The sequence below is a fragment of the Parasphingomonas caseinilytica genome (genome assembly GCF_036663755.1).
Classification (GTDB): domain Bacteria; phylum Pseudomonadota; class Alphaproteobacteria; order Sphingomonadales; family Sphingomonadaceae; genus Sphingomonas.
In genome coordinates, this window is record NZ_JAXOJL010000005.1 from 37,079 (window position 1) to 49,576 (window position 12,498).

The 12,498-nt window shown below is 64.2% G+C and carries 11 protein-coding genes; 1 reads left to right on the forward strand and 10 read right to left on the reverse strand.

Annotated features, from left to right (window positions below; translation table 11 throughout):
• Window positions 1–99: 99 nt before the first annotated feature.
• From U1738_RS11750 to U1738_RS11765, 4 genes are all read right to left on the reverse strand, one after another.
• Window positions 100–450, reverse strand: coding sequence for a phasin family protein (locus U1738_RS11750; protein WP_332789244.1), 351 nt, complete (start codon window positions 448–450; stop codon window positions 100–102).
• On the reverse strand, window positions 450–1,964 hold the full coding sequence (locus U1738_RS11755) for a WS/DGAT/MGAT family O-acyltransferase (protein WP_332789245.1): 1,515 nt from the start codon (window positions 1,962–1,964) through the stop codon (window positions 450–452). The genes U1738_RS11750 and U1738_RS11755 overlap by 1 nt, the downstream gene beginning before the upstream one ends.
• Before the next feature lie 417 nt (window positions 1,965–2,381).
• Window positions 2,382–2,762 (reverse strand): hypothetical protein, encoded by a 381-nt coding sequence (locus tag U1738_RS11760; RefSeq protein ID WP_332789246.1) that lies wholly within the window; start codon window positions 2,760–2,762, stop codon window positions 2,382–2,384.
• A gap of 195 nt (window positions 2,763–2,957) precedes the next feature.
• Window positions 2,958–6,293, reverse strand: a complete 3,336-nt coding sequence (locus U1738_RS11765; RefSeq protein WP_332789247.1) for a bifunctional cytochrome P450/NADPH--P450 reductase — start codon at window positions 6,291–6,293, stop codon at window positions 2,958–2,960.
• A gap of 62 nt (window positions 6,294–6,355) precedes the next feature.
• Between U1738_RS11765 and U1738_RS11770 the strand changes: the two genes are divergently transcribed.
• Window positions 6,356–6,838: a bactofilin family protein gene (locus U1738_RS11770; protein ID WP_332789248.1), complete on the forward strand. Its 483-nt coding sequence runs from the start codon at window positions 6,356–6,358 to the stop codon at window positions 6,836–6,838.
• 100 nt (window positions 6,839–6,938) lie between these two features.
• Here the strand turns inward: U1738_RS11770 and U1738_RS11775 are convergent, their stop codons facing one another.
• The 6 genes from U1738_RS11775 to U1738_RS11800 form a co-directional block, all read right to left on the reverse strand.
• Window positions 6,939–7,385, reverse strand: a complete 447-nt coding sequence (locus U1738_RS11775) for a DUF6530 family protein (RefSeq protein WP_332789249.1) — start codon at window positions 7,383–7,385, stop codon at window positions 6,939–6,941.
• A gap of 97 nt (window positions 7,386–7,482) precedes the next feature.
• Window positions 7,483–8,745, reverse strand: a complete 1,263-nt coding sequence (locus U1738_RS11780; RefSeq protein ID WP_332789250.1) for a Xaa-Pro dipeptidase — start codon at window positions 8,743–8,745, stop codon at window positions 7,483–7,485.
• A 77-nt stretch (window positions 8,746–8,822) separates the two neighbouring features.
• On the reverse strand, window positions 8,823–10,241 hold the full coding sequence (locus tag U1738_RS11785) for a hypothetical protein (RefSeq protein WP_332789251.1): 1,419 nt from the start codon (window positions 10,239–10,241) through the stop codon (window positions 8,823–8,825).
• Window positions 10,242–10,470: 229 nt separating this feature from the next.
• Window positions 10,471–11,868 (reverse strand): dihydrolipoyl dehydrogenase, encoded by a 1,398-nt coding sequence (gene lpdA / locus U1738_RS11790; RefSeq protein WP_332789252.1) that lies wholly within the window; start codon window positions 11,866–11,868, stop codon window positions 10,471–10,473.
• Entirely contained in the window at window positions 11,861–12,286 is a 426-nt protein-coding gene (locus U1738_RS11795) for an acyl-CoA thioesterase (protein WP_332789253.1), read from the reverse strand. The genes lpdA and U1738_RS11795 overlap by 8 nt, the downstream gene beginning before the upstream one ends.
• Complete coding sequence (locus U1738_RS11800; protein WP_332789254.1) at window positions 12,279–12,464, reverse strand: hypothetical protein; 186 nt, start codon at window positions 12,462–12,464, stop codon at window positions 12,279–12,281. The genes U1738_RS11795 and U1738_RS11800 overlap by 8 nt, the downstream gene beginning before the upstream one ends.
• Window positions 12,465–12,498 lie beyond the last annotated feature (34 nt).

Sequence of the window (12,498 nt, forward strand, 5' to 3'; positions counted from 1 at the left end):
GGGGGTTCGCCGGCAACGCGTCGCTCGTGGAGAACCCCCTCCACCACTCGGCTGAAGGAGCCGAGCGGTCCCCCTCCCCGTTCCGGGGAGGATTTCAGGTTAATCTTTGCCCCGTAGCGGCGCGACCGAATCCTGGCCGATCTTCACGATCAGTTCGCCGATTTCCTTCGCTTGGGTCATGCTCCGCGAGCCTTGCTCCCGCAGATAATCGCCCTGCACCTTCATGACCTCGGACAGATCCTTGGCGCCCGCCGCCGCACGGAGCGCCGCGAAGGCCTCTCGGGCATTTTGTTCGGCCTGATCGATCAGCTTCGTGCTGATCGTCGCGCCGCCCTCCGCCACCTTCGCGCCGGATTTGCGCATCGCTTCACCGGCTTTCTTGGCGGGATCGACGATCCGGTCGTTGATCGTGTCCTTCACCTTGTCGGCAGTCTTTTTCGTATCGGCCATCACGCTGCTCCTTGCTTGACTGCCGGCTTCCGCCCGGCTGCGGTCGGCTTTTTCGCCAGTTTGGGTGATACGGCTTTAGCGGCCACCGGTGCGGGACGATCCACCGTCGCCGCCTTCAACGCTGCGAAGGAATGGCGCAGCGCATCGGCATAGGCGTCCGGATCGGGCATCATCGCCCGGTCACAGGTGAACGAGATCGCGATCGTGTCTCCGTAGGAATAGATCGGATTGATCAGCCCCATCGAATCGAACACCGGCGCGGTGCCGTACATCGCGACCATCTTGGCGCCGCAGAAATACATCGGCACGCGGCTGCCCGGCACGTTGGTGACGACGGTGTTATAGACCGGCGCATGCGCATTCGCCGCACCGACCCGCGTGTAGAGCCGCGCCGCCAGCCCGGCCAGGCCCGCCGGCACCAGCTGGCTGTAATCCGCCAGCGTCCGCGCGCCGACCGCATTGGTCATCTCCTTGGAATTGACCGCCGCCTCATGAACATACTGCAGCCGCTTCAGCGGATCCTCGATCTGCGTTCCGAGCGGGACGACCATTGCCGACACCAGATTGCCGAGCGCCGCCTTCTCGCCCTCGCCGCGCACCGAGATCGGGGCCATCGCGGTCAGTGATTCTGCAGGCAATTCGCCCTTGTCGTCGAGATATTTGCGCAGGCCACCCCCGACCACCGCCAGGATCACGTCGTTCACGGTCGCACCCGGCACCGCCTCCTTCATCGCCCGCACATCGGCAAGCTTGAACGGTAACGCATCCCACACCCTGTGCGCGGAGACCTTGGCGTTGAAGCGGGTCTTCGGGGCCATCTTGGTGTTAGCGAGGCTGACGTCGCCCTTGCTCACGCTGGCGGTCAGCTTGGCCATGCCCGGCAGCGAGCGGCCGATCGTCTCGACGATCTTCATCGGCTGACGCAGCGAATTGAAATAACTGCGCATCAGCAGATCGGCGACATTGGGCATATGTTCGGGCGACCATTCGTCCTCGCCTTCGGGCGGCGTCATGCCCGGATCGAGATCGTGCACCGCCGCCGACATCTCCACGCCCGACATGCCGTCGATCGCCGCATGATGTACCTTGCTGACCAAGGCGAAGCAGCCGGGCGGCAGGCCCTCGACCTTGTCGAGCCCCTCGACGATGGTGAATTCCCAGAGCGGCTTGTTCAGGTCCATCGGCCGGGCGTGCAGCCGGGCGACCTGAATGCAGAGCTGCCGCCAGTCGCCAGGCTTGGGCAGGGCGATGTGCCGCACGTGATATTCGATGTCGAATTCCGGATCCTCGATCCAATAGGGATGATCGAGATCGAACGGCACGCGCACCAGCCGCTGTCGGAAACTGCGCGCGCCCTGAAGGCGTTCGCCGATGAATTTCAGGATATCCTTGAAGCGCACGAACCCGCCCGGCGCGGTGGAGGGATCGTAGATGCCGACCGACCCGATATGCATCGGCGTATGCGGCGTCTCTAGATAGACGAACGACGCGTCCTGCCCGCTCAGTTGCAGCATATCTCTCTCCTGTGGCGTCTACCGCGCCTCGGGCAGGAGGTTAACCGACATGCCGACGGGGGCAAGGGGCGAATCGGCGAAGTTCACACAAAGTCACGCGGTATCGGCGCTGGCGACGGCCGGAATGGGCTTGAGGTCACACTAGGGTCACACTGTCGCCGCCTGATCGTGGCGGGCGGGGGCGGGATATGCGGCGATGTGAAAGAGCGGCGATGAGCGTAGCGGATCGCGCGCTTGTAGGACAGCGTGACGTCCGATCTTCATAACGAGGCGAAGGTCAACTTCAGGAGAGCGACAACCTATGCCTGCCATCCCGTACCGACCGATGTCTCAGGAAATGATACAATATTCTTAAAACCCAATGCGAAATGTTGAATAACCGAAAATATTTTTACGCGTTATATCTGCTCGGCTGATCTACGGATGCATGTAGGAGCGGGCAAATTTATTGAATTCTGGGTCAGTGGAAGCGCGATCTGCACACGCTTTAGCCTCATCCTGCATTGAAAGCGGATTAGACTTGATCGTCTCAAAAATTGGTCCAATCTCCGACTGCATAACTGCCGGGTTTGAATAGCGCCCTCCCTCAGCAGAGCGCATTTTGCGTGCGTACCAGTCTTGCAAACCCCTCGTCGCGCGCACTTGCTCATCAGGAGCATCAATGTGCTTTGCTAAACCATGAAAATAAAATGCAAGAACCGAACAATGGACATCATTTTTGGGATCGATAGTAACCGCGTTGGCCGACGTGCAGGCGCACAGGCCCATGGCTATCGCCGCACCTAGAAAATTACGCATTACACCCTGCCTCCATATTCTCTGGTTTTCGAGAATCCAATCTAGATCCGTAGCTGCCACCATTTTATTAATGGATCGGCCACCCCGCTTTCCCGCGACGTAATCGAAGAGGGACAAACCCGAAATCTCGCGTAGATCGAACGGTCGGCTTTGGAATCGCAAACCGACCGACGGAATGGGAGCGAAAGCCGCCCCTTACTTCCCAAACCCGAACACATCCTGATGGAAGCGGCCGTCTTCGATCATCTGTTCCAGCCAGGCCGAGCCCTGCGCGTGTTCGTCGCCGCTCTGCTGCATCTGGATGCGGATCAGGGTGTCGCGCACCGCCGGGGCCATGAAGCGGCCGTCGCCGCACAGGAAGATCTGCGCGCCGGACTGGATCGCGGCCCACACCTTTTCCTGCTCGGCCCATAACGCGTCCTGCACGAACTTCCACGGATGGCGCTCGACCGCCGAGAAGGCGATGTACGGTGCGATCACGCCCTGCCTCGCCCATGCCTCGACCTCGGCGCGGCAGAACCAGTCGTGGTCGGGATGGCGGCAGCCGAAGAACAACAGGCTCGGCTCGATGTCCGCGCCCGCCGCCTTTTGCGCCGCCCGTTCCTGAATGAACCCGCGCAGCGGGGCGAAGCCGGTGCCGGGGCCGATCAGGATCATCGGCACGCCGGGATCGAGTGGCGGTGCGAACGGCGGATTGGGGCGACGGACATAGCCGAACACCTGATCGCCCGCCGCGACTCCCTGCATGTACCCGCTGGCAAAGCCGCGATGTTCGCCAAGGCCCGACCAATGCGGCGCGGCCATCGTGCCGACGATCAGTTCCGCCACGTCCGGCGACACCAGGGGACTGGACGCGATCGAATAGAAACGCGGGGAAATCGCCGCCGACAGTTCGACCAGAACATCGAGCGACAATTCCGCCGCCGGATGCTGTTCGAGCAGATCGACCAAAGTCAGCCGCTTGCCCGCGACCTCCTCCTCGAACGCGCTTTCCAGCCCCGCCAGTTCGCACTTGGTGTTCGGGCAGCGCGTCTGCGCCCCGATCACCGCCAGCGCGCGCCGGGGCAGTGGATCGGAGAGTTCGACGAAATCGGTCAGCAATTGCCGGACCGTCACGATCTGCCCCAGCGGCAGGTGGCGGAAGCGCCCGCCCTGCCCGTCCAGCCGCAACTGCGCCGCGCCGGCCAACCCGAGCCGCTCGATCGTCCGCGTCACCAGTTCCGGCCGGTTGCGGGCATAGACCGCGATATGGTCGCCGGTGCGATAATCCTGCCCTTCCGGCAGGCGGATGCGGATGAAGCGCGTCGAGGGCCGTGGCGGCTCGTTCGCGAAATCCCATAGCCCATCCGCCGGCAGGACCATCTCGTCATTGCCGACGATTTCCAGCAATTGGGCATGTTCGGGCAGCGCTTGCGCGCGCGCATCCTTGGTGTCGAGCATGCGCAGCGACAGCGTGGATGTGCTTTCGCTCGGTGCCGCGTCCGACCCCAGCGCTTTCCACAGATCCCGGACGAAGCCGGCCACCGCGCCATCGAAATCGCCCTGCCCGTCGGCCTCGGCGCGGGGCAGCAGGCGGGTCGCGCCCGCCGCCTCGATCGCGGCATCCACGCGTTTGGGGAAGTTCTGATAGTTCGGCCATTGCGAATTGCCGATGCCCAGCACCGCGAAGCGCGCGTCCGACCAATCCGCGTGCTCGAACGCCCCGGCGTCCAGCGCGCGTTCCACCTCCAGCGCGCTGTCCGGCGCGCGCCCGTTATAGGTCGCGGTGACGATCACGATCACCCGGTCTTCGGGAATCGCGCCGCCCTTGAAGCTCTCGTCCAGCGAACGCACGACCGTGTCGAATCCATCGAGGTTCGCCCGCGCCGCGATCTCCTCGGCGATGTCGCGCGCCGTGCCGAGGCTCGATCCGTACAGCACGGCGAAGCGTTGCCCGGTGCCGGACACGGCGGCGACCGGCGCGTCCTCGACCACCGGTTCGGGGGCCGCCGCGACGCTCAGCCGCTCGTGCGGCTGGCGCAACCGGACGCGCATGTAGAATTCGTCCGGCTTGATCGACAGCGTTTCCTTGATGCGCAATTTGTAGGCATGCGGATCGCTGATCGCGAATTTCTGCAGGATCATCGCCAGCGCCATCTTCGCCTCGACCATCGCGAATTGCCGCCCGATGCACGCGCGTTCGCCATTGCCGAACGGTTTGTAGGCATGCGGATGCCGCGCCGCTTCCGCCTCGGGCAGCCAGCGGTCGATATCGAATTCCTCGGGATCAGCCCACACGCCGGGATCGCGGTGCAGCCCGGGCGCGAACACGTTGACCGGGCGATCCTTGCGCAGATGCCATTTGCCGCCGATCACCTCGTCCTCGAACGGCGCGAGCGTAAAGGCCGGTGCGGTCGGCCACAGCCGCAATCCTTCCTTCAGGATGCGCTCAATCACATCGAGCTTGGCGACGTCGCTATAATCTAGCCTTTTGTCGCCGGGCAGCACGCGATCGACCTCGGCATAGGCCTGGGCCAGTACATGCGGATGCCTGAGCAACAGGTGTTGCGAGAAGGTCAGCAGCCCGCTGGTCGTCTCATGCCCGGCGATCAGGAAGGTGAGCACCTGATAGCGGATGTTGATATCGTCCAGCCCCTCGCCCGTTTCCGGATCGATCGCGGAGATCATCAGGTTGAGCAGATCCTTGCCATCGTTCGGATGCGCGCGGCGTTCGGCGATGATGCCGTCTACCAATGCGTTCATCTCGACGATGTCGGCGGCGTATTGCCGCTCGGCCTTCTTCGCGAAGCGCTGCTGGATCGGCATGCGCGTGATGATGTTGAGCGATTCCCCCAGCACCCGGGCGAGCGCCTCTAGGAAGCTGTCCAGTTCCTCGCGCTCGAAACTGGCGAAGCGGTGCCCGAAGCCGGCGATGGCGATCGAATCCAGCGTGAAGCGCGTCATGTCGTCGGCGACGAGCACGTCGGTGCCGCTTAGCCGCGACCATTTGGCGACGAGCTGGTCCGCCACCTCCAGCATCATGTCGTAATAACCACGCATCGATCGCTGGCTGAAGGCGGGCAGCAGGATGCGGTGCGCCTTGCCCCAGTTCGGTTCCTCGCTGAACGCGGTAAACAGGCCGTCGCCGGCGAACTTGCGCACCACGCGCAGGCCCGGCCCCGGCATCTTGCGGAAGCGAGTCTCGTCGCTGAGTTCCGCGACCAGATCGGGGTTGGTGACGAATAGCCCCACGCGGCTGCCGAACTTCAGCTTGAAGATGCCTGCGGGGAAATCCCGGCTGACTCGCAGCAGATAGCCGATCAGCCCGGCGCGCGCGATCTGGTGGAGATGCCCGACGACCGGCAGGCCAGGGGGCGATGGCACGCTCGCGCGGCCGGTATCTCGGCCAAGGTCCGCCGCTGACGCCATGATGCTCTCCGCTTTTCTTTGCACCTCAACACACGCGCCGGGCTTGCGCAACCGCGTTCCCGAAGCTTCCGCTACGGCGAGGCCACGAACCGCGACGCGCTTGGTGCACGCCTCGTCGGACATCCGCTCGCCACGCGCCGATCTTGTGTTACGCTGGCGGATCGATTCGTGGGGGATTGGCGCAGATGTTCAGCAATGGCAGCAAGACTGGCCGCGACGCCGGCGTGGCGCCTGCCGCCCAGCCGGGCAATGGCAAGCGCGGCGTGTTCTCGGTGGTCGGGCCGGACGTGACGATCACCGGCAACGTCGCCGCCACCGCCGATCTGCACGTCGATGGCCGGATCGATGGCGATGTCGATTGCGGCAATCTCGTCCAGGGCACCGAAAGCGTCATTGCCGGATCGGTCAGAGCGGAAACCGCGCGGCTGGCGGGCACGATCGAAGGCGCCGTCTCGGGCCGACAGCTGACGATCGAACGCTCGGCGCGGATCGCGGGCGACATCCAGTATGAATCGATCTCGATCGAGAATGGCGCGTCGATCGACGGGCGGCTCAAGCATGTTTCGGCCAGCGCCGCCTCGCGCGCGCCGGCCGCAACCACGTCGCGACTTCAGGCCCAGCCCGAGGAACAGATGCGCCTGATCAGCCCGAGCGACGTCGCGGCCTGAACGGGCGTCAGGTGCCCGACAGCGCGCTCGCCGCGGCCAGTTATCGTCTGACCTCGCAAAGTCGGAATTTTCGCGACGTCAAACACTCCAGTTTACGGTTTTAGAGCAGCCCACGATCATGGATCGGTTTCAGGGTATCGAACAACGCGCGAAGACGAGAGCGCATGATATTATCGTTACGAAGAGCCTGTGTTGCAGTCATCCGATCGCGCTTTGATCCATGCACAACCTTAATCGGCACGGTTTGATGCTCGAATGTTCCTGCTTCAATCTGCACAAGTCCATCGTCCTCCCCGAAAGCAAGGGCAGTGAGAATTGCAAGATCGATCACTCTGGGGAGCGGCAGCTCCTCAGATTGGCGGGACCATCTTTTCCCCGAGTGCCGCACCACCTTGGCGGAAAGCTCGTCACCGTCCCACTGCGACCAGCCGAGCGTTATAAACTGCGCATCGGTGTTACTAGGCCGCAAAGGATCAAGCCCGTAATATGGCACTACGTAAACCGGCTTATGAGCAATGTGGTCTGGAAAATTAGTTTCTTGTGGCATTCGAATCACTCCTTAGAGGTTAGACCTCACAGGTAGTAAATTTACTAGATTTAGTAAAGTTAGAAATTGGTATTTGTGCTGATTGTCGATCTTTGCGTCACTTCACCCGCACGCCGCCCTTGATCACTGCGCTCACGCGCTCCAGCACCCGCACGTTGGCGAGCGGATCGCCGTCCACCGCGACGATATCGCCGTAGCGCCCGACCGCGATCGCGCCGACATCGTTCGTCTTGCCCAAGGCCTCGGCTGCATCGGACGTGGCAGCGCGGATCGCCTGCAATGGCGTCATGCCCCATTCGACCATCTTGGCGAACTGCCGCCCGTTGTCGCCATGCGGGTAAACGCCGGCATCGGTGCCGAAGATCATCCGCACGCCCGCCTTCACCGCACGCTGGAAGGTTTGGCGCTGTTTCAGCCCGATCATCTTCTCCTTGTCGAGACTCTCCTGCTCGGTGCCGTTGGCGGTGCCGGTCGCGAGGATATAATCGTCGTTGTAGATATCCATGTCGAACCAGGTCCGGCGCGCCACGGCGAGCTTGATCGTCTCGTCCGAGGCGAGGCTGCAATGTTCGATCGTGTCGATCCCGGCGAGGATCGCGGTGCGGATGCCCTCGTCGCCATGAGCGTGCGCGGCGACCTTCAGGTGGAGCATGTGCGCCTCGTCGGCGATCGCCTTCATCTCCTCCAGGCTGAGCTGCTGCCCGCCGACGCTGTCACCGAGCGAGAATACTCCACCCGTCGCGCAGATCTTGATCACCTGCGCGCCGTATTTGTGCAGCCAGCGCACCTTGGCGCGCGCTTCCTCGGGCGAATTGATCACGCTCGCTTCCTTGCGGTCGAGCGAGGGCGGCAGGGCGTTGTTGTCGCAATGCCCGCCGGTCGCGCCGATCGCATAGGTCGCGGTGGTGATGCGCGGCCCGACCGCCCAGCCACCGTCGATCGCCTCGCGCAGGCCGACATCCTGAAAATCGCTCGATCCGACATTCCGCACCGAGGTGAAGCCCGCCTCCAGCGTCTTCTTCGCATTGGCGACGCCGACCGCGCCCCAGAACGCATCGGTATATTGCAGCCCGCGATACCCGCCGATCTCGGCCAGCGAGGTCAGGTGGACGTGCATGTCGATCAGCCCTGGCAGGATCGTCTTGCCGCCAAGATCGATATGTTTGACGTCGCCGCCGAACTTGATCGTCCGCGCATCGGCGATCCCGGTGATGCGCCCGTCGACGATCGTCACGGCGGGATGCTCAACCGTCTTGCCCGAGACCACGTCGATCATCCGGTCGGCGGTGACGATCACGGTTTCGGCCGAAGCCGGCACGGCGGCGATCAGCGCGCACGCCGCACCCAGGAATTTCAACATCGTAGCGCCCCTTTGTTCGTATCTGCGCGCGACCCTAGCGCGCATAATGCGCCGCGCCAGCCCCACCTCGCGCGATTTCAGCCGAGCATCGCATCGTACGTCGCCGGACCGGGCGGCAATACCAGGCGCGCCGTCGTCGCCGCTGCGACGACCAGCGCCAGCGTCGCGCCGCCGATCCACAAGGCCCGTCGCGGAATCGAATATCCGGCCATCAGCACCGCCGCGAGCGCCGAGGCGATCATCGCCCACAGATGGTAGCGCAGGTCCGATGCGATGCTGATCACCGCGAAGCTCACCTCCAGCACCAGCGCGGACACCGCCAGCGCCAGCGCCAGATCCCGCGCCGCCCCCGCCAGCCCCCGCGCCGCGAACATCACGCCGCCTGCCACCGCGATCCACACAATCGGCCAGCCGAACGGCGTCTCCGCCACCCACGCACCCGCGCGTGCCAGCGTGACATGCGCCTTGCCCGGATTGATCAGCCCGATCGTGTTCGGTTCGCCCCCTTCCGGCGGCGCGGCGCTCGGCACATGCGTTGGCACGATGAAGCGCCACGTCATGTTGAGATGGCCGGCACGATGTTCGGCATAGGCCAGCGGATGATGCAGGATCGCCCGCACCCACGCCGTGCCGACGTCGCCCATGTCCACCGTTTCCAGCCGCTCGGTGATCACCCCGCAATACCGCGGATCGGCGAGCGCATCCCAGAAGAACGGCTTGTAGCAATGTCGCGTCTCGATCAGCGCCAGTTCTTCGGGCAGCAACCCGCCGATCTCCACCGCTTGGGAGAAATGCGCTATCCCGGCCATGTCGTAGAGCGGCTGGGCGTGCGTGACGCCACTCTGCACCGCCCCGAACATGCGGTGGTTGATTAGCGGCGACACCGCCAACACCAGCACCACGCCGGCGAACCCCACCACCAGTTTCCGCGCACCGCTCCACCGCGTCAGCATCACCGCCAGCGGAACTACCGCGAACACAGCATTGCTGCGCACCAATACCGAATAGGCCAACAGTACGCCCGCCGCGACAAGTGCAGCCACCGGGATCGTCCGCCCCGCCAACCGCCACCAGGCGATCAGCCCGGTCGCGGCCAGCATCGCCGCCGCCATCTGCGCGTCCTTCAACACGGTGACCTGCCAGCCGAGGAACACCGGGCACGCCCCGATCGCCAGCACCAACACACCGGCGATCCCGCGCCCGCCCCGCGCCAGCGCGACGCCCCACAGGCCGAGCCCCAGCCAATACAAGGCGATCTGCACCAGAAACATCGGTGCCGCACCCGGCCCAAGCCGGTGCAGCAACGCCCATAGCCGCGCCATTACCGGCGGGTGCCAGTCGTTGTAATTGCCGCTCAACGCCTGCTGATATTGCCAGACGCTGTCGAACATCGCGACGCCCGGCCAGCAGATCGCCAGCGTAGCGACGCACAACGCAAGCGCCGCCGCACCGATCGCAACCGGTGCCCCCGCCCTGGGGAATTCAGAGTTCAGCATTTGCCGTCACACTGGACTTGTGCGGTGCTTATCCCATCCTAGCAAGTACGCACGTGTTCTCCCGCGAAAGCGGGAGCCCAGGGTCGCAAGTGATACGGCTTGTGGCCCTGGACCCCCGCTTTCGCGGGGGAACAGCGAAGGTATATGGATCAGGGGATAAACACCGAAGCATTCCGGGGTGACGCTCTCCGCTAAGCGAGCCGGTTCAAAACCGAATGCCGTAGTCCCCTCAGATATGCAGCGCCCGGCCGTAAGCCGCGAGGACACTTTCGTGCATCGTTTCGCTGATCGTTGGATGCGGGAAGACGGTTTCCATCAGTTCCGCTTCGGTCGTCTCCAGCGTCTTGCCGATCGTATAGCCCTGGATCAGTTCGGTCACTTCCGCGCCGATCATGTGCGCGCCGAGCAGTTCGCCGGTCTTCGCGTCGAACACCGTCTTCACGAAACCGTCCGCCTCGCCCAGCGCGATCGCCTTGCCGTTGCCGATGAACGGGAACATGCCGACCTTGACGTCATGCCCGGCCTCCTTGGCCTTCGCCTGGGTCAGCCCGACGCTGGCTATCTGCGGGTGGCAATAGGTGCAGCCCGGAATGTTGCGCGGGTCCATCGCATGCGGATGCTTGCCCGCAATCGCCTCGGCGGCGATCACGCCCTCATGGCTCGCCTTATGCGCAAGCCAGGGCGGCGCGGTGATATCACCGATCGCGTAAAGGCCGGGCACATTGGTCTGGCAATCCGGCCCGGTCTTCAGGAATCCGCGATCCATCTCGACGCCCAGCGCCTCCAGCCCGATCTCCTCTGTATTCGGCACGATGCCGATCGCGACGATCACGTGGCTGAACTCGGCGCTGGTGACCTTGCCGTCCTTCCCTTTGATTGCGGCCTTCACAGAGGTAGCGCCGACCTCGAGCTTGTCCACGCCGGCACCGGTCAGAATCGTCATGCCCTGCTTCTTCAGCGCCTTTTCGAGATGCGCGGAGATATCGGCATCCTCAACCGGCACGATCCGGTCGAGCATCTCGACCACCGTCACCTCGGCACCCATGTCGTTGTAGAAGCTGGCGAACTCGATCCCGATCGCGCCCGATCCGATCACCAGCAGCTTGGTCGGCATTTCGGCGGGCGTCATCGCGTGGCGATAGGTCCAGACGCGCTTGCCGTCGGCCTTGGCAAACGGCAGGTCGCGCGCGCGCGCGCCGGTCGCGACGATGATGTTCTTCGCGGTCAGCTCGGTCGTTTTGCCGTCGGCGGCGGTGACGCTGACCTTGCCCTTTCCGGCCAACTTGCCATTGCCCATGTGGACCGCGATCTTGTTCTTCTTCATCAGATGCGTGACGCCCTGATTGAGCTGCTTGGCGACGCCGCGCGAGCGCTTCACCACCGCATCCAGATCGGCGCTGATCTTCTCGGCGACCAGGCCGTAATCCTTGGCATGCTGCATGTAATGGAAGATCTCGGCCGAGCGCAGCAGCGCCTTGGTCGGGATGCACCCCCAGTTGAGGCAGATGCCGCCAAGCAATTCGCGCTCGACGATCGCCACCTTGAGGCCAAGCTGGCTCCCCCGGATTGCCGCGACATAGCCGCCGGGGCCGGAACCGAGCACGATGAGGTCGTAAGTGTCAGCCAAGTGAGGCTCCTTCCGGGAGTGTGCGTTGTTCGATCGGGCGGGATTCGATTGGGCGGGGGCGATCGTCGTCGCCCATCGCCACCAGTGTAAATTTGCCGGTCGCCGCTTTCGAGGCGCCCTCGCCGTGCCGGTCGCGCCGCCAGACGTCGACCGCAACGGTCATCGAGGTTCGGCCCGTCGCGACGATCTCGGCATGGAAGGACACTTCCTCGCCGATGCTGACCGGCGCGGTGAAGCTGAAGCCGTCCGCTGCGACCACCGGGCAGCGCGCGCCGCTGTGCCGCGACGCCACCGATCCCGCCGCCAGCGCCATCTGCCCCATCAGCCAGCCGACGAAGATCTTGCCATACGGATTGGCATCCACCGCCATCGCGGTCGCGCGGATCGCGGGGGCGGTTGCGGGCGGCGTTTCACTCATCCGTCGAACCGGTCCCGGCCTCCGCATCCGCCACCCGCGCCTTGCGCAACGGCCGGATGCCCATGAAGATGATCACCGCCGCTGAGGCCCAGGCCACGGCCCAAATCGCATCATAGGCGTTGGGCACGGCCCAGGCCGCGAGCGAGGCGAACACTCCGGTGGCGATCACTCCGGTCACGATATGCAGAAGCTCCAGGAGCGTCCGCCGGCCC

Coding starts and splice junctions, on each gene's coding strand:
- U1738_RS11765 (WP_332789247.1), bottom strand. CDS start 6,293: ATGTCCGACGAGGCGTGCACCAAGCGCGTCGCGGTTCGTGGCCTCGCC.
- U1738_RS11775 (WP_332789249.1), bottom strand. CDS start 7,385: ATGCCACAAGAAACTAATTTTCCAGACCACATTGCTCATAAGCCGGTT.
- U1738_RS11795 (WP_332789253.1), bottom strand. CDS start 12,286: ATGAGTGAAACGCCGCCCGCAACCGCCCCCGCGATCCGCGCGACCGCG.
- U1738_RS11755 (WP_332789245.1), bottom strand. CDS start 1,964: ATGCTGCAACTGAGCGGGCAGGACGCGTCGTTCGTCTATCTAGAGACG.
- U1738_RS11770 (WP_332789248.1), top strand. CDS start 6,356: ATGTTCAGCAATGGCAGCAAGACTGGCCGCGACGCCGGCGTGGCGCCT.
- U1738_RS11780 (WP_332789250.1), bottom strand. CDS start 8,745: ATGTTGAAATTCCTGGGTGCGGCGTGCGCGCTGATCGCCGCCGTGCCG.
- U1738_RS11785 (WP_332789251.1), bottom strand. CDS start 10,241: ATGCTGAACTCTGAATTCCCCAGGGCGGGGGCACCGGTTGCGATCGGT.
- U1738_RS11750 (WP_332789244.1), bottom strand. CDS start 450: ATGGCCGATACGAAAAAGACTGCCGACAAGGTGAAGGACACGATCAAC.
- U1738_RS11760 (WP_332789246.1), bottom strand. CDS start 2,762: ATGCGTAATTTTCTAGGTGCGGCGATAGCCATGGGCCTGTGCGCCTGC.